The following is a 24,907-nucleotide window of genomic DNA, read 5'->3' as shown; positions in this document are numbered from 1 at the left end:
ACCACTCATTAAGCAAGTGATATATATAAAAGCTCAAAGCACCAACTTAAATAAATAAAACCCAACTGCTGTAGCCAATAAAGTCAGGCCAACATGCAAGCCAACCAACCCCAAACCAGCTAACAGTTTACCGGCGCTAATAAAAGTAAATACCTCAGCACTAAAAGTGCTAAAAGTCGTCAGTCCGCCCAAAAACCCAGTAATCACAAATAGCCTGATATTGGGAGATAAGTTGCTACCCATGCGCTCAAACCAAACGAGCGCCAGTCCGATTAGTAAACCTCCCAACACATTCGCGCCAAGCGTACCAAGCGGTATCCAATGATGCAGTGAGTTAAAGCGCGCTAAATAGCCACGCAAACACGCACCAAATGCTGCTCCCAAACCAATGGCAAGCCACTGCATAGATTATCCTTAATTTATATAGCTTTTAAACTTTATACCGCAGGCAACTCGGTCATCGGCCAACGCGGCACGCAGCTCACTGCCAAATCATCGCTCTGACCCGCATTCAAGCGCTCAAAGCCTGCATAAGCAATCATCGCGCCATTATCTGTACACAAAGCGGGCGGTGCGTAATGTACGGTGGCATTGATTTTGGCCAATTCCGTCTCTAAGGTCTCACGCAAATGAGTATTAGCACTCACCCCGCCTGCAATAACCAGCCGATTCATATCCGCTTGTTTAAGCGCTTTTACGCATTTTTTTACTAAAGTATCAACCATTGCATGCTGGAAGCTCGCGGCAATATCGGCGCGTACTTGTGCATCGCTATCTGAACCTGCCGTATCCTTTATGAGATTATGCACCGCCGTTTTCATCCCACTAAAAGAGAAATCAAGACCGCGATGTAGCATAGGACGTGGTAAATCGTAAGCTTGCGGATTGCCCGATTCTGCTAATTTGGCAATATTAGGGCCACCCGGATACGGCAAACCGAGCATTTTAGCCGCTTTATCGAAGCACTCTCCAGCGGCATCATCGATGGACTCGCCCAATATCTCATACTCGCCGATGCCGCGAGCAGCAATAAGCTGAGTATGACCACCAGAGACCAGCAAGGAGACAAAAGGAAACGGCGGCGGATTAGCGCCCATCAGCGGTGCAAGCAAATGGCCTTCCATATGATGCACGCCAATAGCTGGAATACCTAAACCAAAAGCTAAACTGCGACCAAATAATGCGCCTGTCATCAGTGCCCCAATCAGCCCTGGACCCTTAGTATAAGCGATAGCATCAATATCATCTTTACTCATATCGCACTGCGCTAATAGCTCATCGAGCAGCGGCACTAGTTTGCGAATATGATCGCGGCTAGCCAGCTCAGGCACCACGCCACCATAGACCGCATGCAGCTCAATTTGCGAATACAGCACTTGCCCGATCAGGCCTTTATTGGCACTATCGATCTGCTTGCTATCAAAAATAGCCAGACCGGTCTCGTCACAGGAAGTCTCTAAGCCTAATACTTTCATGCCATCGCCTTTATTTCTGAAGTAACCGCGGTGTACTTACGTTTCTCAGTGTTTTAACACTCATGATCTTAATGACAAAAAACCGCCATTGTTAGCACACAATGACGGCTCATTTAACAAATTTCAAGAGCGAATGATGGCTATTAGCTAGCAGCAGCAATCATATATTCTACAGCAGCTTTGATCTGATCTTCGGTCACGCCATTATAAGCCTGCGCTGGCATCTGATTGAAACCATTAGCTGAATGATCCGTTAACGTGGCTACGCCTTTTTCGATACGCGGGGCCCAAGCCGCAGCGTCGCCATATTTTGGCGCGTTTAATAAACCTGTAGCATGGCAAGCCATACACTGCTTATCATAAAGCTCAGCCCCAACGTTTACCGCTAGATCCTCAGAATCACCAGCGCTCTCTTCTGCAACTGCTGACGCTGCCATATCTACATCTTCATCTTCAGTGCCGGCGGTGTCTGCAGTCGCGACGACCATAGGCTCTGTTTCTGCAAACTCCATATCTTCTGCTTCAGGAGCATTGGCACGAGCAATCTCAGCAGCCTCCTCGACTCGCTCTGGCGCTTTTACCTCTTCATGACCACCACTACAAGCGCTAAGACTAACGCCTAAGCTGACCACTAGAGTCGTCCACAATGCTGTGTTTAGTGCCGTTTTTCTCATTCCAACATCCTCACCAAAATTGATATAAAAACCTATAAAGCTTACTGGATTATTGCAATTATCATAGCATAAATTCGGCTAAAGCCGTTATCGTCATAAGGTGTTTTATCGGCATTTTTGTGACTTGCCGAGTATTATTTTATGAAGTAAATAAGTAAAACAGACGGTATTGAGAATTAAGTCTGATAAAATAATATAGCTCTAAACAATCTAATAATGAAGAATTTGCCTTTTGATAGGCTAGCGCTGAGTGACGATAAACGCTCCAAAATCCTTGACTTTATTGATGATTTTAGGTAAAATTACCGCCCTTGTACTTCTGTGCAAGCTTATCCTAGTTTGAGCTGATGCGTTAATCTTGAGATATTACCGCTAAATACTAATACACAGCCAAACTAATGCCTTTGTATCTCATCCCTATAAGGAGTCTTCATGCCTGCAGTTAAGGTTAAAGAAAACGAACCCGTTGATATCGCTATCCGTCGTTTTAAGCGTGCTTGTGAAAAAGCTGGCGTATTGTCAGATGTACGTAAGCGTGAGTTTTATGAAAAGCCAACGCAAGAGCGCAAGCGCAAAAAAGCGGCTGCCGTAAAGCGTTATAAGAAAAAACTGCAACGCGATACTATTCGTACCACGCGTATGTACTAATAATAAGTCAGTGAATGACTGACTATTAGTACTAATATTGATAGTACTAATAATAGTACAGCGACTAGCGCCACTGTTATCGATTGATATCAGTGGCGTTTTTTATGCTACAATTTTTATTATTGCCAATTAGTAATGACTTTGGGTCAATACTGATTAACTAAAACCTCTATAAAAACATGAACAAGGATTAGCCACCATCATGAGTGCACTAAAACAACAATTAGCAGATACTATCGTCACTTCTATGAAAGCCCGCGAGCTTGAGCGCGTCAAAGTGATGCGTAATGTGCAATCTGTCGTCAAGCAGATCGAGATCGATCGCAAAATTGAGCTAGATGATGCAGGGGTGTTAGAGATACTGCAAAAGCAGCTCAAACAGCGTCAAGAGTCTTTGGCTATCTTTACCGAAAATGGCCGCGATGATTTGGCAAGTAAAGAGCAGTTCGAGATTGATATTATCAATGAGTTTATGCCAAAACAGATGGATGACGACGAGCTTGCCGCGTTAGTTAATAAAGAGATTAGCGAACAAGGCGCCACCTCTATGCGCGATATGGGTAGTGTCATGGGCGCCCTAAAAACCAAAACCGCAGGCCGCGCGGATCCTGCTGTTATCTCAAGACTTGTCAAAGAAGCACTGCAAGGCTAAATTTATACCAATCAAACGGTATGGGTTTTATAGCAAATTAGAGAGCGCGCATCATAACCGCCTAAGGCTTAAAGTCTTGGGCGGTTTTTACCTCTGTGATTTCTTTTTTGATACTGGCTAATAAAGGGCTGCGGCTAGAGGGGTTTGGCATTTGTTTAGCCAGTTGCTCAGCTTGCGTCAAAGACGTCAACGCGGAGTCATAGCGCCCATTCCAGAGCTGATCATGACTGCGATAACGTAAGGCATTAATAGTAGCAATCGCTTTTATAGAAGCTGAATTTGACATTTTAGCGAGTTTTTCGTTAGCCAGTTGCAAGCTTTGCCAAGCATAACGGTCACTAGCTTGCTCTTGCGTTAATGGCTTGAGTAACGCTTGCGCCTGCAGCGGTTGATTACTACTGGTGAGGGCTTCTGCTAAGTATAGCCGCAAATCACGGCGCTCCGGATAGAGGCGCTGCTGCGCGCTCAAGATTTCGACCGCTTGCTGCCATCGGTTTTGTTCACTGAGCACTTGGCTATAGGTGATAGACAATAACGGCTCTAGTATTTGTAGCTGGGATGCTGGTAGCGCTGAAAGCTCTTTCATCAGCTTATCAGCATCGTCGAAGCGTTGCTGCTGACTGTACCAATACATTAATGCTAGCTTGGCGCCATTACTGCTGTTGGCGGCGGTGGTCAGCGCTGTCTCTGACGTATGCTTGCCCATGACTTGCACCCGCCAATACAATAAATCGAATAAAGCTTGATGGCGCTGCTGCTGCGTCAAAGATAAAGGCGCATACCGCTGAGCGCGGGCTTGCGACTCGCTTAAGCGCTCGTTGCTTAAAGGATGCGAGCGCGCAAAGCTTGGCAAATAACGGTTTTCAATTTGATTGAGCTGACTTTTTTGGTTCATCGTCGCAAAAAAGCTAGGCATAGCCCGGGGATCGTAGCCCGCTTGCGTCATAATCTGCATGCCAACCCGGTCCGCCTCGCGCTCATTGCTACGGCTAAAGGCCATACTGCTATTCATAGTCGCCGTCTGTGAGCCCATCATCACTGCCGCGGCCGCATCGCCATCGACCGCTGAGGCGGCAATCGCTGCTAGCATGCCGCCGATTTGCATCAGTAGCGCTTTTTTGCGCGCGTCTGCACCGCTCTCATAATGGCGCTGACTAATATGGGCTACTTCGTGAGCGACGACGCTTGCCAATTCGTCCATGCTATCCGCCGCTAATATAGTACCAGTATTGATGCCGATGATACCGCCGGGCGCGGCAAACGCATTAATACTTGGATTATCAATAATAACTAAAGCTAACGGCGCTTGCTGACGAGCTTGGGCGTTGAGTCGCCAAGTCATCGCTTTGATCGTCTCTTGAATCCAAGGATCATGCTCCATCTTAGTACGGCCATTGATGTTTTGTAGCGACCACTCACCAATGAGTTTATTTTGATATTGATCAGCAAAACTGAGCGACTGTCCTTGTAAGTTGGGGAGCTCAAGCTCATTGGACGGCTGTTGCCAGGTACCAAAAGCTGACGTTTGCGCCGCTGGTATCGCTGCTAGTGGCTCAGAGCGACTCTGCTGCACGCTCGCACCATAACTAACACTACTAAATAGCAGTGTCAGCATAAGTAAACTATGAGTCGATGGACGATGAATAACCTTCAAATGAGTATCCTATTTTTGAATAGCGCCAGCAAATGCCCCAGCCGCTTACTTTAAGTATGTTGGCTCTTTTCGACTATATAAGCTTGGCGGTATAACGTCAATTATTCGCCAGTATTAACTACTAATATCTCAGCAAGCGTCACGGTTAAGTAACATTATTGTGCAATGCTTTGCCTTATATTTTTGCTTATTTAAAGCTATATTTATCAAACGTAGTGATGATGATATTCAACTGCTCTCCTAGCCTAGCAGTTTGTTATAATAAGCATTTATCGTTCAAGGTTTGTTTTATGTCAGCTGCGTCTAAAACTCCTGTATCTGCCCCTTATGGCATAAAGGTATCATCGGCTTTGTCTGCCGATGAGCAACAAGTCATCGCTAATTTGTTAGCGCTATTACCTGACTCTTATATTAGTGAGGTAAAGTCAAACTTAAATGATGAAGCAAGCATAAAAACTGACTCTACCATTATTATAAAAGGTTTCGTTGATGGTCGCGGTTTGGCTTGTCCGATGCCATTATTAAAGACTAAAGTAGCTCTACGAGAGGTAGCGGTAGGTGAGTCTTTATATATCGTTGCTACTGATCCCAACTCGCAAGCGGACATCACTGCTTTTTGTCGACAATCTCAAGCTAATAGTGCTGCTTCGTTAGTTATTTTAGTGAATACAGTCACTGATAACGCCGTTAGCGATGACAAAAAGACACAAGCAGCCGATACAATATTTCACTTCATCATTACCAAAACCGATAGCAACTAAGCACTGCTATCCTTTACAATTATCATAATTATTTTATTTTGCATACTTGTTTATTTATTTGCCTATTTACTTGATTAAGGTCAAAGATATGACTACTCCTACCACTGATTCTGCGACAAAAAAATCTTCACCACCCAAAAAAACTCGTAGTAATGACAAGGTGACTACTGAGCAAAATGCCGCGCGCAAAGCGGCATTGGAGGCAGCGGCTAAGCGTCCGCCATACGATGCTAGTGCTTTAGAAAAGACCAGCACTCGCGACTTAGTTCCTGCCATGCCAACTCATCTGTCGGCTCCTGGGGTAAATTTGGGCGCTTATATTAATACCGTGCACCAAATCCCTATTCTCACTCCGACGCAAGAACAAGAGCTTGCGCACCGCTATTATGATGAGGGCGATGTCGAGGCGGCGCGGTTATTGGTGATGTCGCATCTGCGCTTCGTGATACATATCGCGCGTAGCTATTCAGGCTATGGCCTACCGCAAGCGGATCTGATTCAAGAAGGGAATTTGGGTCTGATGAAAGCGGTCAAGCGTTTCGATCCAAATAAGGGCGTGCGCTTAGTATCTTTTGCCGTGCATTGGATCAAAGCTGAGATTCATGAGTTTGTGATTCGTAACTGGCGCATTGTCAAAGTAGCTACCACCAAAGCGCATCGTAAGTTATTTTTTAACCTGCGCAGCCTGAAAAAGACCAACAACCAGCTGACTTTAGAAGAAGCTGACGCGATTGCTAACGATCTCAACGTCACGCGCAAACAAGTGCTAGAGATGGAATCGCGGCTGACCTCTTATGACGCCTCTTTTGAGACCCAATCGAGCGATGATGACGATGGACGTTACGCGCCGCAGCTGTTCTTAGAGGACGGGATAGACCCGGCTGAGATGATAGAAGAGTCTGATTGGGAAGCCAATAACTCATCCGCGTTGATAGAAGCGATGGGTACGTTGGATGATCGCTCTCGTGATATCGTTGAGCAGCGCTGGCTTAGTGAGCAAAAATCCACCTTGCATGAATTGGCAGCGGTCTATTCTATATCGGCCGAGCGTGTGCGTCAGATCGAAAAGAACGCGATGGACAAAATTCGCGATGCCATGACGATTGAGAGTGTTATTTTGCCCGACGATATCCAGTAATGATTGAATTAGTGGTTTAACTATTTATCATACATACCGCTATTTTTTATAAAAACTAAGAGTTTGAGAATGGTTAATTGGATAGGTATTGCTGCCATAAATATGGCTATCGCAGTTGCTCTAGGCGCGTTTGGTGCTCATGGACTCAAAAGCTTAGTCAATGAGCAGCAGCTCGCTTGGTGGCATACCGCTACGCTTTATCTGCTTATTCATGCACTTGGACTGTTATTGGTTGGCATATTATTGCGCCTTAATTACGCCACTCAGACGACGGCTTGGCTGTTACAGCTCGGAGTTATCATTTTTGCCGGTAGTCTCTACGCTATGACCCTAGGAGCACCGCGTTGGTTTGGCGCTATTACCCCTATAGGCGGGGTGCTAATGATAGCAGGTTGGCTATGGCTAGCGGTCAACGCCTTTCACTTAAGTAAATAACGTTGCAGCAAGCTAAAACTGTCTGCCAATATCAATACGAGTATAAACAGGTTAAAACGGCTAAAGCACTGGTTACTTATTATAAAATAGGATTACGGAGCATCTTATGAGCACTATCACCGTCAACGGTAAGACCTTACAAACCACGCATCAAACGGTGCAATTAGTAGTCAATGAGCTTGGCTTAAGTAAAGGGCGTTATGCGGTAGAGGTCGATGGTGATCTCATTCCTAAAAGCGAGTTGGCGCAGCTGCGAGTAGTAGAAGGGATGACTATCGAGGTGGTACAAGCAGTTGGTGGTGGCTAAAACGTTTATTGTCTATAAATAAAGCTCTATTCTTGTAAACTCAATTGATAAATTCTAAGCCTAAAAAAGACCTCAACCGACTAAACGATTGAGGTCTTTTTATTTCTGCAATAACTTGCTCTACAAATTTAGCGCTAAAAATGCGCTACACCTTTAGTTATTTCACTTCTAGTCTTGTGGTTAACTTCTCTACTCATTAATGATGTAGTCCATTACATACAGCTGATTGACTGGCCTGGCATAAGCATAACTAAGTTTTGTTGTTATGTTTATTATTAGCTATAAGTACAACCAAACCAGTCAAAGCGTTTATATCTGTATAATAGACTTATCTTGATAGCAAGTTTATCGTTACATCGCCGATGCAGCGTCAGCAGCTTCGCTATTATTATAGCTGCTGTCACGTCCAGTCGCGCGAGTCTTCTTATCCTGTTGGCGAGTTTTATATTTACGTACTTGCCGCTCGAGCTTATCAGCCATCTCATTAATGGCTTTGTACATGTCATCGTCTTTTGCCTGAACGAACATTTCTTGACCTGAGACCCGCATGATAGCTTCGGCTTTGTGGCTTTTTTTACCACCATCGCTAGCGCCACTATTGTCTAAAGACAAAATAACCTGAATGCTCTGAATTTGATCAAAATGACGTTCAATCTTTTCTAGCTTTTCGCGAACTGCGGTATTCATGGCATCGGTAACACTGATATGGTGACCACTAATAGATACGTTCATATACTTATCCTTATATTTATTACCACTTATAGTGAACTGATAGTACGGTAAACGAACCGTTATCAGCTAGTGCAATCAAACTGTCAAAAACTGATGTTAAAAGGGAGTCCTAGAAATCAATGACGATATAGCAAATACTGCATTCTATATAAAGTATCGCTTCTTCAAATCTCCTTTTGTCAAAACTCGTTATCAGGCCTTACTAACGCCCTAGAATACTTTTGAATCCGTCTTTTAAAGGCTTTAAATCGCCGATTCTAAATTGCTAAATATCGCTCAGTTTTCGCTGTTGATGCCCTTCTAATTTGTCATGAATACCTAAGAGTAGCAAGACGCTATATTGTAATTAAATGTAAGGTTAACTGTTATCTATTGCTAAAGTCTATATAATCAAAAAATTTTATTTTTATTCGTAGCGATTATTATATCTTCTAAACTGATCCTCACCCGCGCTAATATTTTTGTTTGCGCTGGGTGGAGGAACCAATTCCCATAGCTTCGCGATATTTGGCTACCGTACGTCTGGCGATGTCGATACCCTCTTCATGCAAATGCTGCTGCAGACGACTGTCAGAAAGAGGCTTTTTCGGAGCTTCATTAGCGATGAGCTGTTGAATCTTAGCGCTGATAGCGGTCGACGAGATATCGCCCTCACGGCTACTAACATGCGATGAAAAAAAGTACTTCAGCGAAAATAGCCCCTGAGGCGTTAAGATGGATTTGCTGGTGGTTAAACGGGAGACCGTAGATTCATGTAAACCCACCTCTTCAGCGACATCCTTTAGGATAAGAGGCTGCATGGCAGAGGCGCCATGACGTAAAAACTCTTGCTGACGTCTCACAATACTGGTCGCCACCTTTAATAGGTTTTGGTTACGCTCCTCAATACTCCGAATAAATAGTTTGGCATCGGTGAGGTTTTCACGCAGATATTGATTGTCCGAGCTATCATCACCGCGCTTGACTAGATTGGCGTAGTCTTTGTTAATACGTAGTTTCGGCAGCGTCTCTGGATTAAGACTGACTTGCCAGCGCTCGTCATCAACTGCCCTATCCGCTTCAAGAGCCGCTGTTCGGTGGCGACGAATGGGCGTAACCAAAACATCCGGAATATCATAACTCTCAGGAGTTTGGTCGTAGCTGGGCTGATTACTTTGAAAGGCGAGACCCGGCGCAGGATTGAGCTGGCGTAATAAGCTTAGCGCTGGGGTGATCTGTTCTGCTTTTAGGCCTGTTGACTGCGTTAGCGCCTTAATATTATTGCTTACTAAATGCTCGCTGGCAGACAGTAGGGCTTGCGCGTCGGCTAGATGTTCTGTATTAAGATCAAGCTTGCTGAGCTGTATGGCCAAGCACTCACTCAGATCACGCGCTCCTACCCCTAAGGGGTCACAAGACTGAATGACCCTAATCATGACGGTTATTTCATCGTACTCTATTGGCTCTGGCCACTGATAAAAGCTTGCCATAGTTGCAAAGCTCTGCAGTAACTCATCGATATCTAAACGGATAAAACCCATCTCATCCATAGCGTCGATCAGATAATCGGCAATCATAGTATCGGTATCTGATAAGCGTTTAAAATTGAGCTGCCAACGTATGTAGTCTTGGATACTGGCGTTTGTTGCGCCTTGATAGCGCTCCAAATCATCAAAATCGATATGGCTGGAAGCGGCTTGATCTGAGGGTGCTGCCGTAAAACTCGTCGTCTCGAAAGCGTGCTGGTCAGCGTAGGCGCTATCATGAGTAGGGTCAGCCATCGTTTCATTATCGATATCCATCGCGCTACCGTCGATATGGGCTTGCTGCAATTTATCGAAGCTATCTACACTGTCTTGACTATCGTAACCGTCATAACTGTCATAACTATCGTCATTATCGTTAGTGCCACTGTTCCACATCTCGAGCGTTGACGGATCTTCAGCCGTTTCTAGAGCGCTATTATCATCACTGTCGTAACTGTCTTCCTCATCCTCAATACGCTCAAGTAATGGGTTGCTCTCGAGCTTGGCTTGCACCTCTTGCGCTAACTCAAGGCTAGAGAGCTGCAAGAGCTTGATAGCTTGCTGCATCTGCGGGGTGAGCTTCTGTGAGGTGTTTAGCGTGGCGCCCAAGCCAAATGACATACTCATGAGCAGTTTATTGCACTCCAATATCGGTGTGGTTGTGTTTAATAATAACAGTGGATATTGACTTATAACTCTATTAACCCTATTGGGCCATGACGATAGCATTTTTCATAGTAATCTTGCTATGATAATTTATAACATATATAGCGTCATAGCCTTTTTTATTGCTAGAAAATAATGTTTATTGCTATTAAACGAGAAACCATATGAATAAATTATTAAGCGTCGCGGCGCTGCAAATGAATAGTCAGCAAGATATCGAAGCCAATCTTAGCACTATAAAAGCCGGGATTGGGGAAGCTAGTACTCAAGGCGCGCAGCTCGTCGTCTTGCCTGAGAACTGTTGTAGCATGGGCCGTCAGTTTGCTACTGCGGAGCGTTTTGAGTCGTTATCAGCGACGCTTGCCAGCTATGCCCGCGAGCATAACGTGCATCTGTTAGCCGGCTCACTACCTTGTCCGTTTCGTCCGGATGGCGTTGTCGTTCCTGATAGTAGGTTACGTCAAGTCAGTCAGCTGTTTGCGCCCGATGGCACGCGAGTAGCCCGTTATGACAAAATTCATCTATTCACCGCGACGGTTGCCGATAAGCAAGGCAGTTATAACGAAGCGGCAACATTTGAGCCAGGAACCCAGACAGTAGTCACTCCTATAGAAGTCGCAGGAGAGATCTATCAACTAGGAATGATGGTATGTTTTGATTTGCGCTTCCCAGCGCTTGCTCAGCGCCTACGCCAAGCCGGTGCGGAGCTGTTGAGCGCCCCTTCGGCTTTCACATATCTGACCGGACAAGCGCATTGGGAGCTACTGCTACGAGCGCGGGCGCTAGATAGTCAGTGTCTAGTGATAGGCGCGGCGCAAGGGGGCGAGCATCATTATAAGGACGATAAAACGCGGCAGACTTGGGGACATAGTGCCATTACCGCTTTTGACGGCACGATTATCGATAGTTATGAGAGTAGTGAGATTAAAGCTAAGGATAACAAAGGCTATGCCTTAGTATTTGCTAGTTTGGATAAGTCAGCGCAGCAACAAGGCCGTGAGAAAATGCCTATTTTTCAATGTCACCGCTTGGCCTAATAGTATTTATAAGAAATGGGTGTAAATTCAATTGAACTAAAAACGCTATATTATCACGTAGAACTGGTATAAATTTTACTGGCGTGCTGTTATCACAGAGGCTGCATAAAATTCATCCCAGTTCCACGAACATAACTTGTATATTAAATGCAGTGTCATTTTTAATTTTACTATCACTCACTATCTTGCTGAGCATGAGTCGCACGCGGATGGGCGCGATCATAGACTTGCGTCAGCTTAGCAAAGTCGACATGCGTATAAATCTGCGTGGTACTAATATCGCTATGGCCGAGCATCTCTTGTATCGCGCGCAAATCACCGCTGCCAGAGAGCATATGAGAGGCAAAGCAGTGGCGCAGTAGATGCGGATAAAGATTTTGCGCGATACCGGCGCGTTTGGCCGCGACCTTTAAACGCTGCTGCACGGCGCGAGTGGACAGCCGCGTACCGAGCTTTTCACTGATAAATAAGGCGCTATCTTGTTGTTCGACCCAAAGGTTACGATGCGGTAAGTAGCGCTCAATTGCTGCAGCGGCTTTGCTACCGATAGGAACCAGACGCGTTTTATTACCTTTACCGGTCACCCGAACGCGTAGATCAGCTAAATCGATATCCATCATATCGAGCGCGACCAGCTCGCCTACCCGTAAACCACTGCTATAGAGCAGCTCAAACATAGCCTTATCACGCAGCCACAATCGCGCCTGCTCGGGGGTATCGGGTAGTTCTTGCTCTAGAAGTTGGGTGAGCAAATCAATATCGGCAATAGAGGGCAGCGGCCGCGGACTACGCTTGAGCTGATAGCCAGTCGTCGGATTGATACGCGCTATATCCTCTTCGATAAGCCAACTATAAAAATGACGAATCGCGGAGAGCTCTTGCTGCACGCTAGCTAGAGCAAGCTTATCTTCATCGAGGCGCTGAGAGATATGCTGAGCCAATTGCCGCTTATCGCAGCGCGTCCAAGTCAGACGCTTACCGCGCAGATATAATGCCAACTGATTAACACCAGCAAAATACGCCGCTAAAGTATGCTCAGAGTGATTGCGTACTGATAAGATATTTAACCAACGGTTCACCGGCGTCAATAGCTCGCGTAATACCGCATCTGGCTCTATATCCGTTGCCGGATTGGCATAGTCTTTGACGCTCATAAATGCTCTCTTAACTGGGCCGTATTAGCTAGGACGTACTAGGCTTGATGCCCGCTTGCGCCATAATACCATCGGGACTGAATACCCCTTCATATACAAAGGCGGTGGGGCCGGTCATCATCACCGCATAGCCCGGTTGCCACTTCACAATCATACTGCCACCATAAAGCTGCGCTCGTATATCCTCGCCTTCATCGAGCCAGCCTTCACGGATACCGATAGCGACTGCCGCACAAGCGCCGGTGCCGCAAGCTTGAGTCTCGCCAACCCCGCGCTCATAAACCCGCAAACGAATATGACGCTGATTCATCACTTGCATAAAGCCGACATTGACCCGATTGGGAAACGCTCGGTGCGACTCAATAGCTTTACCTAAAGTAGCAACTTCAGCATCTAGCACATCATCGACCTTAATAACTGCATGCGGGTTGCCCATATTGGCCACATAAAGCTGTACCGGCGTGCCTGCCACATCGAGGTGATAAGCGTTTTGGATTTTAGTAGTGGCTTTTGGGGTAAAAGGAATCTCGTCCGGCTCAAACTTGGGCTTACCCATATCAACTTCAACCCAGCCATAGCGGTCGGTGGTCAAAGCAATAACACCACTAGCAGTCTCAACCCGCAACCGCTGTTTGAATGACAGCTTACGTGCTTGTACAAAACGGGCAAAACAGCGCGCGCCGTTGCCGCACTGCTCAACCTCAGTACCATCAGTATTGAAAATACGATAGCTAAAATCAACATCCGGACGCATTGGCGGCTCAACGACTAGCAGCTGATCAAAGCCTATACCTAAGTGCCGATCTCCCAATAATTCTACTAACTCTTTGGTTAAATCCAAGCGCTGAGTCACCAAGTCGATAACCATAAAATCGTTACCTAGCCCATGCATTTTTGTAAATTCTATTAACATATCCTTGTGTCCTATGCTGTTTTTATATGTCGGTTATATTAGCACGCTACCCTATACAATGATAACTATCAGCGTGTGATGAATGGTAGAGATAGCCATGAAGTAGTCGCCATAAAAAACCCACTGTCATCATGACAGTGGGTTTTTTAAAATGGGTTCTTTTAAATCGCTATGACATTTTTAGATGCTACTTTTTATGACTTAGCTAATCACAAGCTAGCCGTTTCGCTATTGATCTTGCCAAAGCATCTCATCACGGTATAAGTCTTCGATCATTTCGCGCTTGCGAATCAATTGATGCTGATCCTTTGCCACCATAACCTCGCTTGCACGCGGGCGCGAATTATAGTTACTACTCATAGTAAAACCGTAAGCGCCAGCACCAGTGATAGCTAGAATATCAGCTGCTGCAAGCGATAGCACTCTATCCTTAGCTAAAAAATCCCCCGTCTCACAAATAGCGCCGACGATATCCCAAGCTTGGGTGTTAGCTGTAGCTATACCAGCATCCGGCAGTCTCTGCGGAATCACTGCCATTTGCGCTTGATACAGCGCCGGACGGATCAAATCATTCATCGCCGCATCAACGATAGCGAAGTTCTTATGCTCTGTTGGCTTGAGCACATCAACACTGGTTAGTAGCACGCCGGCATTAGCGACCATACTACGCCCCGGCTCAAAGAATACTTTTAGCCCAAGCTCAGTGAGTTTCGGCAACAGCGCCGCGGCAAAATCAGCGATAGACACTGGCGACTCATCAATGTAGCGCACACCTAGTCCGCCACCCAAATCAACATGCTGCAAATCAATGCCTTGATCGGCTAAAGCATGCACCAGCTCGATAATTTTATCTAAAGCAGCAACGAACGGCGCAACTTCGGTGAGCTGAGAGCCAATATGACAATCAATACCGACAATCTCGATATGTGACATCGCGGCAGCCTGCGCATAAACGGCTAGTGCCTTATCGTGAGCGATGCCGAACTTATTATCCTTAAGCCCTGTTGAGATATAAGGATGGGTGCCTGCATCGACATCGGGATTGACCCGTAGCGATATTGGCGCCGGCTTATCTAGCTGCGCGGCGACCTCATTAATCAATGACAGCTCACTGATGGACTCGACATTGAAGCAGCTAATGCCTTGATTTAACGCAAACTCTATATCGCTGCGCGTCTTGCCTACGCCTGAATAGACGACGCGAGCCGCTTGCCCGCCAGCCGCTAACACACGCATCAGCTCACCACGCGAGACGATATCGAAGCCGGCACCCGCCTGCGCCAAAACGCCCAATACGGCTAGGTTAGAATTGGCTTTTACCGCATAGCATATCTGATGCTCAAGGCTAGCAAAGCTGTCGCTATAAGCTTGATAAACCTCTAAGATCGCCTGCTTGGAGTAGACATAACAGGGCGTATCGTACTGCTCAGCCAAACCGCTCACGCTAACGTCCTCAATATAGAGCTCGTTATTACGATAGCTCAGCGCTGGTAGATGGGCGCTCAAAGCTTGAGGATCGATATATAACCCTTGCTCAGTTTGCAGGGTAATCGCTTGGCTATCTGCCACAGCTGCCTCTTTTTGCGACTCAGCATCACTCATAGTCATCTCTTTAATTTATTCAGGTTTTCAAAGAAAATTATTAAGGTATCAAATTATCAAAACTGCAGCACCGATCAGTAATCGTTTGGATCATCGCTCGGTTCAGGCAGCACTTGCTGCTCCTCAAGATAACGTGTTCGCTCATACTCGCCATCATTCACCCCAGCAAAAGCAGCATCTTGCGGCTGGCTGGTACTCTCTAAGACCTCAGAGCTGGTTACTAGCTCTTGCTCGCTATCTGCCAAATATAGTGGGCCTTTTTGTCCACAGCCGCTTAAGCCCAAAGCCACTAGAGTAATGCTAATAGCAGTAATTTTTGGTAATATAAAATTTGGTTTTTGAGTTTTCATAAGTTGTAAGCCATTAACAATGCGTCACTGAATGCTCAAAACTAACAATCAGCTATTGATATTTTAAAGCTAAATAATCCTACTCGGTAACAGCAAAACGCTAGCCAGTCTCGAGCATCAAGTAGGCCTGTAATCATAGCATTAATTGGTAGCGCTTGACTTAGTTTAGCGATAATTTTAGTTGCAATATTTGCCTATCATTATTCTTTATAGGTGCTACATTTAATAATACCTTCTCTACCGCTTTTTTATACACTCAGTGCACGGCTGTAACTAATACTTGACGAATGCTTGTCTTAAACCTTATAGTTATTGTGGTATAGCGCTTAATAGCGGGCGTGGTAATTGTTATAAAGTATGCTACCTTGTCTTTATCTTGTACCTTTTTTACTCAGTTTTAGTGTTCCAAATAGCTTTAGTAATTCAAACCCCTACTCATTATATTACTAATTATTTCTACCCATAATCCAACAGCCATAATCTAAGGATAGAGCATGAATGACAGCGTCAGCACTCCCACTTTTAGCGATGATAATTCGGGCAGCTCGGCATTAACCAATCCCACTTTAGTCCTCAACTGTGGATCTTCCTCTATTAAATACGCTTTGATTAGCGAGGATGAATCGACTCGTATTACTGGACTGGCCGAAAACTTGGGCCTCGATACCGCTCGTATCAAACATACCGCTTTGAATGGTGAAAAGCTTGAAATTGCTATTCCAGGTGGTCGTCATAAACTCGCCTTACAAAAAGTGCTTGAGCTGCTAGAGCAATATCACTTTATAGCCGTCGGTCATCGCGGGGTTCATGGCGGCCGCGAGTATTCAGAGGCGGTCAAAATCGATGATCACGTGTTATCCGAAGTTAAACGTCTAAAATCATTAGCACCCCTACATAACCCAGCCAACGCTCTGGGCATTGAGGCGGTACAAGCTATCTATCCTGATGTCCCGCAAGTCGTGGTTTTTGATACTGCCTTTCACCAAACCATGCCGCCCGTCGCTTATCGTTATCCGATTCCAAAAGCCCTTTACGAAGAAGAAAAAATCCGCCGTTATGGCTTCCATGGCACCTCACATGCTTATGTCTCAGAAAGAGCCAGTGAAATTACGGATGCCAAAGGCCCACATGGTTGGCTAACAGCGCATCTAGGTAATGGCTGCTCAGCGACTGCCGTTTATGATGGCAAAAGCCTAGATACTAGTATGGGGCTTACGCCGCTTGAGGGCCTAATGATGGGCACACGTAGTGGTGATGTCGACCCCAGCTTGCACATTCACCTAAAACGTCAGTTAGGTATGAGCTTAGAAGAGATCGATAAAATGCTCAATAGCGAAAGCGGCCTACTTGGTATCTCTGGTCTCTCTAACGATCTACGTACCGTTGAGCAAGCCGCCAATGAAGGGCATAAAGATGCTGAACTAGCAATCGAGATGTTCTCCTATCGCGTCGGTAAATACTTAGCGAGCCTCAGCTGCGCGCTGCCTGAGTTTACCGGTATTGTCTTCACCGGCGGTATCGGGGAGAACTCAGCAACCACGCGTGCACGCATTCTAAACGTCATGCGACATTTCGGTATTGCGTTCGATGCTGACAAAAACAAAACGCTCGTTGGCGGCGCGGAAGGACGCTTTGAAAGTGACGATAGCAGTATCGAGCTGTGGGTTATTCCGACTGACGAAGAGCGTCAAATCGCTAAAGAAACGCGGCAAACGCTCGGCCTAGCCTAAGACAGGGGTAAGCTAAAAAAGCGCTGTATCATTATGGCGCTTTTTTTAAACGCTCAAGCCAGTCGCTTGTTAGCCCAGTCACTTAATTAGCAGAATAATAGTCACTCATCATACATACCCAGTCATTAAAAATATAACAAACCGTAGGATACACTATGCAAACTATTTTATTGGTTCCTATCAGTCGCGGTATCGGCGTGACGTCAGCCGCTCTTGGCCTCATTCGCGCGCTTGATTATAATGGCATTAAAGCCGGTTTTATGAAGCCTTTCTTGCAAGATGATACGCTCGATAAACAAAACAGCTTAGACAGCTCAAGCGCCCTTATCATGCATGCGTTTGGCCTAACGCCGCCCAAATCTATCAACCGTCAGCGCGTTGAGCGCATGATCGGCGATGGTAACCTCGATGAGCTGATGGAAGAAGTCATTGGCAATTATCACAGTATCGAAGGCGACCCAGATGTCATTATCTGTGAAGGCTTAGTGCCAACGACCGAAGCCTCTTACGCTTCACAAATCAACCAAGCCATCGCTCACGCTTTGGACGCGAAGATTATCTTTGTCAGTACCGTCGATACGAGTAATCCTGCTTATCTAGCAGACAAGCTCGATGTGCACGCGCGCGAATTCGGCGGTATCGCCCATGAGCGTACGCTCGGCTGTATCTTAATGCGGGTACATGATGTACCCAATACCTTTGAGACTCAGCCCGTTGCTCCTGGTGAAGCGGTAGTCAGCCTAGATGAAAGCTTTATACAAGAGGTGCAGCGTCTATCACCGCACTTCCATAGCGAGCGTTTCCGCCTAATTGGTGTCGTGCCATTCAGTGATTCGCTATCAGTGCCGCGCACTTGGGATATCGCCGCTGAGCTTGACGCGACTTGGCTGAACGTCGGCGAAGCCAAATCGCGGCGTATTAATGATATCAGCTTGACCGCACGTTCCGTCTCGCGCGTTGATGAAGTCTTTAAGCGCGGTACGCTTATCGTAGTGCCAGGCGATCGTGATGATCTACTGCTAGCAGCAGGTTTGGCTTGTATCAATGGCGTGCCATTAGCGGGTCTAGTGTTGACAGGTGGCGTTGCCCCTAACGAAACCGTGACTGAGCTCTGGCAATCGGCGTTGAAGACGGGTATCCCCATTATGAGTGTCGAGACCGATAGCTTTGAGACGGTACAAAACTTACTACAAATGAGCGCTGAGATACCGAGCGATGATACCGAACGCGCGCAGGAAGTCACGCGCTATGTCGCCGCGCATTTGGATCTGAGCTGGATTAAAGCCTACTTCAGCGGTGACTATACCCCGCGTCTCTCGCCTGCCGCTTTTCGTCATCAAGTGGTCAAAAAAGCGCAAAATGCCAAAAAACGCATCGTGTTACCAGAAGGATCCGAACCGCGCACCGTAGAAGCCGCCTGTATCTGTCAGAGTCGCGGTATCGCCGATTGCGTGCTACTAGCTCAGCGTAGCGAAGTCGAGCAAGTCGCCAAAAACCGTGATTTAATACTGCCAGAAGGGCTAGAGATTATCGATCCTGCTAGTCTCGATATGGGCAAGTATATCGATGCCGTGGTTGAGCGCCGTAAAGGTAAAACTACTAGCGAGGTCGCCGCTGAGTATCTGCAAGATACCGTCTATCTAGGTACTATCATGCTCGAGATGGACGAAGTTGATGGTCTAGTTTCTGGCGCGATTCATACCACTGCCAATACCGTACGTCCCGCGTTTCAACTGATTAAGACCGCGCCGCAGTACTCCTTAGTCTCGTCGGTATTCTTTATGCTATTACCTGAGCAAGTCGTCGTCTACGGCGATTGCGCCATTAATCCAGATCCAAATGCTGAAGAGCTGGCTGAGATTGCTATTCAATCGGCGCAGTCTGCCGCCGCCTTCGGTATCGATCCCAAAGTCGCGATGATCAGCTACTCGACCGGCTCATCAGGCACTGGCGCTGATGTCGAAAAAGTCATTGAAGCCACAAGAATCGTCCGTGAGCGCGAGCCAAGTCTAGCTGTTGATGGGCCTCTACAATACGATGCTGCGTCGGTAATGAGCGTCGGTAAACAAAAAGCGCCGGATTCAAAAGTTGCCGGTCAAGCCAATGTGTTTATCTTCCCTGATCTCAATACTGGTAATACCACTTACAAAGCGGTGCAGCGTAGCGCTAACGTCATCAGTGTCGGTCCTATGCTCCAAGGGCTAAATAAACCGGTTAATGATCTATCGCGCGGCGCTCTAGTCGATGATATTGTCTATACAATAGCTTTGACTGCTATTCAGGCATATAGCGACTTGATCTAACATTGTTTAAATTATGGTTATTTTCACAAAAAAGCGCTCATCATTATTATGCTGAGCGCTTTTTATTATGAACACATCATAAGCGCTTATTAAGCAGAAAAATCTATCGACAAGCGTTATAATGACGCCATGAACAAAAACCCTACCCTTTCTCATACTAAACAAAATCATAAACCAGCGATTCGTGCCTACTTAGGCGGCTCTTTTAATCCGGTGCATAGCGCTCATATCGAGATGGCAATGCAGGTTTATGCTGCTCTTGCGCCCTTAGCGGCTCAGCAAAATTGTGAGCTACAAGTGTCGTTATTACCCAACGCGCGCTCGCCTTTTAAACAAAAAACCACCTATCCTAAGCATCGATTAGCGATGCTAAAACTGGCAGTAACAGACACACCATTACACGTAGATGAGCTTGAGCTTTGGCAACCACCGCCAGTTTATACTATCGATAGTGTGCGCACTTTACGGCAGCGCTATCCGCAGGATATCTTGATATTTATTATGGGTATGGATAGCGTCCGTAGTCTGCGTAAGTGGAAACAGGGTTTACAGCTGACTGATTATGTTCACCTTTGGGTATTTGATCGCAGTGCCAGTGTTAATCCTACAAATACTAACTTCAAGCATAAAACCTTGGATAATAAACAAGCCTTAAGCGCTAAACAGCGAGCTACTTTAATCAGTCAACTACCCAGCTCGCTACAAGAGCAAGTGGTTGAATCTGTTAGCGAACTGGTTGCTACTTCTATTGACGGCTTAGAAGCCCAAGACTTAGAAAATAAAGGCTTGAAAACCCTACGCAAAGGACGCATTTATATAGACTTAAGACCAGTACAAAAAATATCTAGCAGCGAAATTCGCAACCAATTACTTGCGTCTGTTACCGCCCCCATTACAAAAGATAGCCTGCTTAAAGACCGCCATGACCTATCTAAACATCTACATCCTGCGGTTTATGACTATATTGTGCAGCATAAGCTATATTCCGTAGGCTAATTCCGTTAAAATCACCTTATTATAGTCATCACCACTTATTTTTGGCCGATGACGATTCACTTTCTATAGCTAATGACGATTAAAGAGACCCAAATTTATGACCAACACTATGACTAACGAACGTTTAGAAGAGTGCTTAACGCTAGTAACCACCGCTTTGGACGGTATGAAAGCAAAGAACATCACTGTACTCGATGTGGAGGATTTAACCGACGTGATGGAGCGTATGGTTATCGCTGAGGGCACCTCCAAGCGCCACGTCCGCGCTATGGCTGATAGCTTAGGCGCTGATGCTAAGCAAGCGGGCTTTATGCCCTTAGGCCGTGAAGGTGGCACGGATTCTGACTGGACCTTGATCGATTTAGGCGCTGTGGTCGTGCATATGATGACACCAGCTGCGCGTGAGTTCTATGATTTAGAAGGCCTATGGTCATCGCCTGAGAGCTTAGCGGAGTTAGTTGCCACGCCACGTGAGAAAAAAGCCGGTCGCCGTAACTAATTTTAAAAATTTCTAATTCATTTAAATGACATAAAGACTGGATAATTTATCTGGTCTTTTTTTATGGGGTTTATGCTTTGAGTTTTCTCTACGTTAGAAAGGTAATTAAACTAAAAATCGCCTTAAGTTTGCGCTACTATATCGTTATTCTCGCGACTATCTGTTAGGACAACTTATGAGCAGTGTCAATCTTAACTCTACTATCCAAAAGTCTAATGCTAGTTTTAATCAATCCTTGCCTCTACATATCGCCACCTTAATCGAGGTACGAGCGGGCAAAGCTATGCCCTTCGCCCGTGAAGCCATGAGCGCTATCGATAAAGCGCCGATCAAAGCGCCAGTCGCAGTTAACTTTATGGGTTTGACTACCGATGAGCAAGCGGATCGTAAGCATCATGGTGGTCCTCTAAAAGCGGTGCACCAATTGCCGACAGCAACTTATGACAAAATAAATAATGAGTTTAATCTAAAAGTGCGAGAGGGAACTCTAGGCGAAAATCTCATCACTGAAGCAGTGAATGGTATGCCTGAGATGACGGAATCTACCGTTTGTATTGGCGATGTTTTTCAATATGGTAAAGTCGAGAATACTGGGAGCGTGCAATTACGTATCGTACAACCGCGTCGTCCTTGCTACAAAATTAACGATCAAATCGGTCAGTTTACTAAAGTACCGAACATTGCCGCTTGGATCAGTAAACAAGGTATTGCAGGTTGGTATTTTGAGGTGGTCCGCGAAGGCATAATTGATGCGGATTTGCCGGTTTATTTGGTGGAACGCCCCTATCCATTCGCTACGCTTGAAAAACTTTGGCAGCTCTCAAACTCGAAAGACAAATTTGCCGCTGAGGTGATTGAACCTTGGTTGGCGATTGAATGTTTGGAGGAGAGCTGGAAGGCGGTGCTTAAAAAGAAAATTAAGAAAGAGTCAGTTTAATAATCATACCGTCAAATCATAAAACCCTATCTGTTGAAAAGGGCCTTTCATGGCAAAAAACTTTACCACTTTAGCATTAGCTTCTTTATTAACGCTACCCTTAATCGGCTGCGTAACAACCCTTAAGCAGCAAGTAGCGACTACCGAGTCTTTTATCGTAGATAGCGAGACTTATCAATCAACCGGTAAGAGCCAACGTATTAAATCTATCGTGCTGCATTATACCGTCAGCGATAACGAACGCTCCATTCAGCTATTAACCCAAGGTCAAGTCAGTGCGCACTATCTGATTATGGATAGCGATGATGATAAGATTTATAGCTTAGTGCCTGAGTCTGAGCGCGCTTGGCATGCGGGTGATGGTGGTTTTGCAGGCAGAACCATCTTGAATGATACCTCTATCGGCATTGAGATTGTCAATAAAGGCATTCAACCGCAGTACTTAAAAGCGCTCAAAGATAGCGAGCTAGAGTATCATCCCTACTCGCATTTTGTAGAATTTGACGAGTTACAGATTAAAAAGGTCGCGCAATTGGTGCAAGATATTGCGAGGCGCTATGAGATTTCACCGAAGAATATCATCGGTCACGCTGACCTTGCACCGTCGCGCAAGATTGACCCGGGAGCTAAATTTCCTTGGCAACGTTTGTATATCGATTATGGTATTGGCGCTTGGTATGATGAAGCCGATAAGCAACTATTTATCGATCAAGTTCTATTAGCAACGCCTACTATACCTGAGGTCAAGCAGGCCTTCCGCGACTACGGCTATCAGATAAATAGCACTGACGAATGGGATAAAGCCAGCCGCGATGTCATCTATGCCTTTCAATTGCATTTCCGCCCGCTCAATCCAACAGGCATAATGGATATAGAGACCTATGCTATCCTAAAAGCACTGAATAAAAAGTATGCAGGTCGTGACGACTTTTACTAACTTTCAATGACTAATGCCCAATCCATAACAATAATGAAAAAGGACCTCCTATGAGCACCCTCTTTAGCGTCAATTTAAATAAACTCGCTTTAATCCGCAACTCACGTGGCACCGATTATCCTAACTTATTAACCTTTGTAAAAAAGCTTATCGATCTCGGGGTCAAAGGTTTTACCGTACATCCGAGACCCGATGAGCGCCATATCAAATACCAAGATGTCTATGATATCAGTGAGTATCTCAAAGAGTATAAAGATATAGAGTTCAATATCGAGGGCAATCCTAACGAGCAGTTTTTAACGCTGATTCGCGAGGTAAAGCCGCATCAATGTACCCTTGTACCCGATAGCGAAGAGCAGCTGACCTCTGATCACGGTTTTGATATTATCAAACATCATAATTTTTTATCAGAATTAAGCCATGAGCTTGAATCGTTCGGTACGCGCTGCGCGGTGTTTATCGATCCTGACATTGAGCAGATTAAAGCGGTCATTGATAGCGACGTACAAACCATAGAGATGTACACTGAGGAATGGGCGCGTGCCTATGAAAATAAGAATGATGGCACCGGTAATAACGACAGCAACTTCAATGAAGTTAAAAAGCGCTTTAATGACTGTATCAACCTTGCTAGCGAAAACGGTATGCGCGTTAACGCTGGTCATGATTTAAACCTAGAGAATTTAGCCGATTTGCTCAGTTTGGGCGACATCGCTGAGGTATCTATTGGTCATGCCTTTACCGTTGAGTCGCTAGAGCAAGGCATGGATAACGTGGTTGGTCAGTATTTAGAGATTTGTCGTTAGATTGTTTGATATTAAAGAATAGAAAAGGTAACGCTTATGACCCTACGTATTCACGCCTTGTTTCATACTGACTATGCGGAGCTAAGCTTTATCACCCAGTGGGCGAATAGTCACCAGCACCCTATTACCGTTAGCCGCTCCTACGATAATGATGCTCTGCCTAAGCCTGATGACTTTGATTGGCTGATTGTGATGGGCGGGCCCATGAGTGTGCATGATGAAGAAAATCACCCTTGGCTTATCAAAGAAAAACGTCTGATTACTCAAACTATCAATGCAGGCAAAACCGTGATTGGGGTTTGCTTAGGCGCACAGCTTATCGCCCATTGTTTAGGCGCTGAGGTTAAACCGTCTGGGGTAAAAGAAATCGGTTGGTTACCGATGCAGCTCACCGAAGCAGGTCAGGCCCATCCGTTATTGCAGGACTTGCCTAAAGACTTTACGGTGTTTCACTGGCACGGCGAAGGTTTTAACTGTCCCAAAGGCGCGAGTATCATTGCTGAGACGGATGCTTGGGCGAATCAAGGCTTTATTTATCAAACGCCAAAACATAAACAGCGTGGCACTTGGGTACTGGCTTGGCAATGTCATTTTGAAGTGACCAAAGAGAGCCTACCCCAAATGGTCTCTAATGGGAATGCTGCTATCCAAAGTGGACTGAAAGATTATCCCGAAACGGTACAATCGCCGGATGAGATATTAGAGCTAGGCAATAAATATATTGAAGAGAATAATGCGAGACTGGGCGCGATGCTGAATCGGATAGTAGCGTCAGAAAAACGAATGGGATAAGGAGTCAGTCATGAGTGATTCACAGCAAGATGAGCAACAAGCGCTTGAGAAATATTTAGAAGACAAGGCTAAAGAGGAGCAGGAAATTGAACAGCAGCAAGAGTCTGAGTCGTTATCCAAGTATGAGGCTTGTGTGCTGAGGGAGAGTGCTAGGGTGAAGGAGTTGATGGCTGAGGCTCGGAGTGAGGCTAAGAAATATTAGAA

26 protein-coding genes are annotated in these 24,907 nt (G+C 45.7%); 16 read left to right on the top strand and 10 right to left on the bottom strand.

Going from position 1 to position 24,907, the window contains the following annotated elements; genetic code table 11:
- Positions 1-33: 33 nt before the first annotated feature.
- From ACTXGJ_RS02175 to ACTXGJ_RS02165, 3 genes are all read right to left on the bottom strand, one after another.
- The gene (locus tag ACTXGJ_RS02175) at positions 34-405 is read right to left on the bottom strand and encodes a CrcB family protein (RefSeq protein WP_443564950.1); all 372 of its coding nucleotides are present in this window, start codon (positions 403-405) and stop codon (positions 34-36) included.
- Positions 406-437: 32 nt separating this feature from the next.
- The gene (tsaD, locus tag ACTXGJ_RS02170) at positions 438-1,475 is read right to left on the bottom strand and encodes a tRNA (adenosine(37)-N6)-threonylcarbamoyltransferase complex transferase subunit TsaD (protein ID WP_443564949.1); all 1,038 of its coding nucleotides are present in this window, start codon (positions 1,473-1,475) and stop codon (positions 438-440) included.
- Between the two features lie 143 nt (positions 1,476-1,618).
- Entirely contained in the window at positions 1,619-2,149 is a 531-nt protein-coding gene (locus ACTXGJ_RS02165; protein WP_443564948.1) for a c-type cytochrome, read from the bottom strand.
- A 432-nt stretch (positions 2,150-2,581) separates the two neighbouring features.
- Between ACTXGJ_RS02165 and rpsU the strand changes: the two genes are divergently transcribed.
- Complete coding sequence (gene rpsU / locus ACTXGJ_RS02160; RefSeq protein ID WP_025645021.1) at positions 2,582-2,797, top strand: 30S ribosomal protein S21; 216 nt, start codon at positions 2,582-2,584, stop codon at positions 2,795-2,797.
- A 202-nt stretch (positions 2,798-2,999) separates the two neighbouring features.
- A complete protein-coding gene (locus ACTXGJ_RS02155) occupies positions 3,000-3,449 on the top strand; it encodes a GatB/YqeY domain-containing protein (protein WP_439240270.1) in 450 nt (149 codons plus the stop codon).
- A gap of 61 nt (positions 3,450-3,510) precedes the next feature.
- On the opposite strand, the gene ACTXGJ_RS02150 is transcribed toward ACTXGJ_RS02155, so the two are convergent.
- A complete protein-coding gene (locus tag ACTXGJ_RS02150; protein ID WP_443564947.1) occupies positions 3,511-5,103 on the bottom strand; it encodes a M48 family metalloprotease in 1,593 nt (530 codons plus the stop codon).
- A gap of 290 nt (positions 5,104-5,393) precedes the next feature.
- Here ACTXGJ_RS02150 and ACTXGJ_RS02145 point away from each other — a divergent pair, with 290 nt between their 5' ends.
- From ACTXGJ_RS02145 to thiS, 4 genes are all read left to right on the top strand, one after another.
- Positions 5,394-5,864, top strand: a complete 471-nt coding sequence (locus ACTXGJ_RS02145; protein ID WP_443564946.1) for a sulfurtransferase TusA family protein — start codon at positions 5,394-5,396, stop codon at positions 5,862-5,864.
- A gap of 274 nt (positions 5,865-6,138) precedes the next feature.
- The gene (gene rpoH, locus ACTXGJ_RS02140; protein WP_439240665.1) at positions 6,139-7,002 is read left to right on the top strand and encodes an RNA polymerase sigma factor RpoH; all 864 of its coding nucleotides are present in this window, start codon (positions 6,139-6,141) and stop codon (positions 7,000-7,002) included.
- 69 nt (positions 7,003-7,071) lie between these two features.
- A complete protein-coding gene (locus tag ACTXGJ_RS02135) occupies positions 7,072-7,437 on the top strand; it encodes a DUF423 domain-containing protein (RefSeq protein ID WP_439240277.1) in 366 nt (121 codons plus the stop codon).
- A 106-nt stretch (positions 7,438-7,543) separates the two neighbouring features.
- The gene (gene thiS, locus ACTXGJ_RS02130) at positions 7,544-7,744 is read left to right on the top strand and encodes a sulfur carrier protein ThiS (protein WP_439240279.1); all 201 of its coding nucleotides are present in this window, start codon (positions 7,544-7,546) and stop codon (positions 7,742-7,744) included.
- 351 nt (positions 7,745-8,095) lie between these two features.
- Here the strand turns inward: thiS and hpf are convergent, their stop codons facing one another.
- Together hpf and rpoN are read right to left on the bottom strand one after the other, a co-directional pair.
- The gene (gene hpf / locus ACTXGJ_RS02125) at positions 8,096-8,476 is read right to left on the bottom strand and encodes a ribosome hibernation-promoting factor, HPF/YfiA family (RefSeq protein WP_439240281.1); all 381 of its coding nucleotides are present in this window, start codon (positions 8,474-8,476) and stop codon (positions 8,096-8,098) included.
- A gap of 452 nt (positions 8,477-8,928) precedes the next feature.
- Complete coding sequence (gene rpoN / locus ACTXGJ_RS02120) at positions 8,929-10,608, bottom strand: RNA polymerase factor sigma-54 (protein WP_443564945.1); 1,680 nt, start codon at positions 10,606-10,608, stop codon at positions 8,929-8,931.
- Positions 10,609-10,811: 203 nt separating this feature from the next.
- Between rpoN and ACTXGJ_RS02115 the strand changes: the two genes are divergently transcribed.
- On the top strand, positions 10,812-11,684 hold the full coding sequence (locus ACTXGJ_RS02115) for a carbon-nitrogen hydrolase family protein (protein WP_443564944.1): 873 nt from the start codon (positions 10,812-10,814) through the stop codon (positions 11,682-11,684).
- 173 nt (positions 11,685-11,857) lie between these two features.
- On the opposite strand, the gene ACTXGJ_RS02110 is transcribed toward ACTXGJ_RS02115, so the two are convergent.
- The 4 genes from ACTXGJ_RS02110 to lptM all read right to left on the bottom strand — a co-directional run bounded on the left by ACTXGJ_RS02110 (position 11,858) and on the right by lptM (position 15,703).
- The gene (locus tag ACTXGJ_RS02110; RefSeq protein ID WP_443564943.1) at positions 11,858-12,838 is read right to left on the bottom strand and encodes a tyrosine recombinase XerC; all 981 of its coding nucleotides are present in this window, start codon (positions 12,836-12,838) and stop codon (positions 11,858-11,860) included.
- A gap of 28 nt (positions 12,839-12,866) precedes the next feature.
- Complete coding sequence (dapF, locus tag ACTXGJ_RS02105) at positions 12,867-13,751, bottom strand: diaminopimelate epimerase (RefSeq protein WP_439240289.1); 885 nt, start codon at positions 13,749-13,751, stop codon at positions 12,867-12,869.
- A 228-nt stretch (positions 13,752-13,979) separates the two neighbouring features.
- Positions 13,980-15,353 (bottom strand): diaminopimelate decarboxylase, encoded by a 1,374-nt coding sequence (lysA, locus tag ACTXGJ_RS02100; protein ID WP_443564942.1) that lies wholly within the window; start codon positions 15,351-15,353, stop codon positions 13,980-13,982.
- A 74-nt stretch (positions 15,354-15,427) separates the two neighbouring features.
- Positions 15,428-15,703: an LPS translocon maturation chaperone LptM gene (gene lptM, locus ACTXGJ_RS02095; protein ID WP_439240293.1), complete on the bottom strand. Its 276-nt coding sequence runs from the start codon at positions 15,701-15,703 to the stop codon at positions 15,428-15,430.
- A 494-nt stretch (positions 15,704-16,197) separates the two neighbouring features.
- Between lptM and ACTXGJ_RS02090 the strand changes: the two genes are divergently transcribed.
- The 9 genes from ACTXGJ_RS02090 to ACTXGJ_RS02050 all read left to right on the top strand — a co-directional run bounded on the left by ACTXGJ_RS02090 (position 16,198) and on the right by ACTXGJ_RS02050 (position 24,905).
- Positions 16,198-17,433, top strand: a complete 1,236-nt coding sequence (locus ACTXGJ_RS02090; protein ID WP_443564941.1) for an acetate/propionate family kinase — start codon at positions 16,198-16,200, stop codon at positions 17,431-17,433.
- A 155-nt stretch (positions 17,434-17,588) separates the two neighbouring features.
- Positions 17,589-19,736, top strand: coding sequence for a phosphate acetyltransferase (gene pta / locus ACTXGJ_RS02085; RefSeq protein ID WP_439240297.1), 2,148 nt, complete (start codon positions 17,589-17,591; stop codon positions 19,734-19,736).
- A gap of 129 nt (positions 19,737-19,865) precedes the next feature.
- Positions 19,866-20,732: a nicotinate-nicotinamide nucleotide adenylyltransferase gene (locus ACTXGJ_RS02080; RefSeq protein ID WP_443564940.1), complete on the top strand. Its 867-nt coding sequence runs from the start codon at positions 19,866-19,868 to the stop codon at positions 20,730-20,732.
- Between the two features lie 97 nt (positions 20,733-20,829).
- Positions 20,830-21,231 (top strand): ribosome silencing factor, encoded by a 402-nt coding sequence (gene rsfS / locus ACTXGJ_RS02075; protein WP_439240301.1) that lies wholly within the window; start codon positions 20,830-20,832, stop codon positions 21,229-21,231.
- 175 nt (positions 21,232-21,406) lie between these two features.
- Entirely contained in the window at positions 21,407-22,168 is a 762-nt protein-coding gene (locus ACTXGJ_RS02070; protein ID WP_439240303.1) for an MOSC domain-containing protein, read from the top strand.
- A 49-nt stretch (positions 22,169-22,217) separates the two neighbouring features.
- Complete coding sequence (locus tag ACTXGJ_RS02065; RefSeq protein ID WP_439240305.1) at positions 22,218-23,105, top strand: N-acetylmuramoyl-L-alanine amidase; 888 nt, start codon at positions 22,218-22,220, stop codon at positions 23,103-23,105.
- 50 nt (positions 23,106-23,155) lie between these two features.
- Complete coding sequence (locus ACTXGJ_RS02060; RefSeq protein WP_443564939.1) at positions 23,156-23,911, top strand: pyridoxine 5'-phosphate synthase; 756 nt, start codon at positions 23,156-23,158, stop codon at positions 23,909-23,911.
- A 36-nt stretch (positions 23,912-23,947) separates the two neighbouring features.
- Positions 23,948-24,703 (top strand): type 1 glutamine amidotransferase, encoded by a 756-nt coding sequence (locus ACTXGJ_RS02055; protein ID WP_443564938.1) that lies wholly within the window; start codon positions 23,948-23,950, stop codon positions 24,701-24,703.
- Positions 24,704-24,713: 10 nt separating this feature from the next.
- On the top strand, positions 24,714-24,905 hold the full coding sequence (locus tag ACTXGJ_RS02050; protein ID WP_443564937.1) for a hypothetical protein: 192 nt from the start codon (positions 24,714-24,716) through the stop codon (positions 24,903-24,905).
- Positions 24,906-24,907: the final 2 nt, after the last annotated feature.

The sequence above is a fragment of the Psychrobacter sp. 1Y11 genome (assembly GCF_052259045.1).
GTDB lineage: Bacteria > Pseudomonadota > Gammaproteobacteria > Pseudomonadales > Moraxellaceae > Psychrobacter.
This window is presented reverse-complemented; position numbering and strand designations above follow the sequence as displayed.

Bases quoted from the DNA above. Each gene is read 5' to 3' on its own strand.
- rpoN (WP_443564945.1), bottom strand. From the start codon at position 10,608: ATGAGTATGTCATTTGGCTTGGGCGCCACGCTAAACACCTCACAGAAG.
- ACTXGJ_RS02145 (WP_443564946.1), top strand. From the start codon at position 5,394: ATGTCAGCTGCGTCTAAAACTCCTGTATCTGCCCCTTATGGCATAAAG.
- ACTXGJ_RS02070 (WP_439240303.1), top strand. From the start codon at position 21,407: ATGAGCAGTGTCAATCTTAACTCTACTATCCAAAAGTCTAATGCTAGT.
- ACTXGJ_RS02110 (WP_443564943.1), bottom strand. From the start codon at position 12,838: ATGAGCGTCAAAGACTATGCCAATCCGGCAACGGATATAGAGCCAGAT.
- ACTXGJ_RS02135 (WP_439240277.1), top strand. From the start codon at position 7,072: ATGGTTAATTGGATAGGTATTGCTGCCATAAATATGGCTATCGCAGTT.
- ACTXGJ_RS02155 (WP_439240270.1), top strand. From the start codon at position 3,000: ATGAGTGCACTAAAACAACAATTAGCAGATACTATCGTCACTTCTATG.
- ACTXGJ_RS02165 (WP_443564948.1), bottom strand. From the start codon at position 2,149: ATGAGAAAAACGGCACTAAACACAGCATTGTGGACGACTCTAGTGGTC.
- pta (WP_439240297.1), top strand. From the start codon at position 17,589: ATGCAAACTATTTTATTGGTTCCTATCAGTCGCGGTATCGGCGTGACG.
- dapF (WP_439240289.1), bottom strand. From the start codon at position 13,751: ATGTTAATAGAATTTACAAAAATGCATGGGCTAGGTAACGATTTTATG.
- rsfS (WP_439240301.1), top strand. From the start codon at position 20,830: ATGACCAACACTATGACTAACGAACGTTTAGAAGAGTGCTTAACGCTA.
- lptM (WP_439240293.1), bottom strand. From the start codon at position 15,703: ATGAAAACTCAAAAACCAAATTTTATATTACCAAAAATTACTGCTATT.
- ACTXGJ_RS02175 (WP_443564950.1), bottom strand. From the start codon at position 405: ATGCAGTGGCTTGCCATTGGTTTGGGAGCAGCATTTGGTGCGTGTTTG.
- lysA (WP_443564942.1), bottom strand. From the start codon at position 15,353: ATGAGTGATGCTGAGTCGCAAAAAGAGGCAGCTGTGGCAGATAGCCAA.
- hpf (WP_439240281.1), bottom strand. From the start codon at position 8,476: ATGAACGTATCTATTAGTGGTCACCATATCAGTGTTACCGATGCCATG.
- ACTXGJ_RS02055 (WP_443564938.1), top strand. From the start codon at position 23,948: ATGACCCTACGTATTCACGCCTTGTTTCATACTGACTATGCGGAGCTA.
- ACTXGJ_RS02065 (WP_439240305.1), top strand. From the start codon at position 22,218: ATGGCAAAAAACTTTACCACTTTAGCATTAGCTTCTTTATTAACGCTA.
- ACTXGJ_RS02080 (WP_443564940.1), top strand. From the start codon at position 19,866: ATGAACAAAAACCCTACCCTTTCTCATACTAAACAAAATCATAAACCA.
- ACTXGJ_RS02060 (WP_443564939.1), top strand. From the start codon at position 23,156: ATGAGCACCCTCTTTAGCGTCAATTTAAATAAACTCGCTTTAATCCGC.
- thiS (WP_439240279.1), top strand. From the start codon at position 7,544: ATGAGCACTATCACCGTCAACGGTAAGACCTTACAAACCACGCATCAA.
- ACTXGJ_RS02050 (WP_443564937.1), top strand. From the start codon at position 24,714: ATGAGTGATTCACAGCAAGATGAGCAACAAGCGCTTGAGAAATATTTA.
- rpoH (WP_439240665.1), top strand. From the start codon at position 6,139: ATGCCAACTCATCTGTCGGCTCCTGGGGTAAATTTGGGCGCTTATATT.
- ACTXGJ_RS02090 (WP_443564941.1), top strand. From the start codon at position 16,198: ATGAATGACAGCGTCAGCACTCCCACTTTTAGCGATGATAATTCGGGC.
- rpsU (WP_025645021.1), top strand. From the start codon at position 2,582: ATGCCTGCAGTTAAGGTTAAAGAAAACGAACCCGTTGATATCGCTATC.
- ACTXGJ_RS02115 (WP_443564944.1), top strand. From the start codon at position 10,812: ATGAATAAATTATTAAGCGTCGCGGCGCTGCAAATGAATAGTCAGCAA.
- tsaD (WP_443564949.1), bottom strand. From the start codon at position 1,475: ATGAAAGTATTAGGCTTAGAGACTTCCTGTGACGAGACCGGTCTGGCT.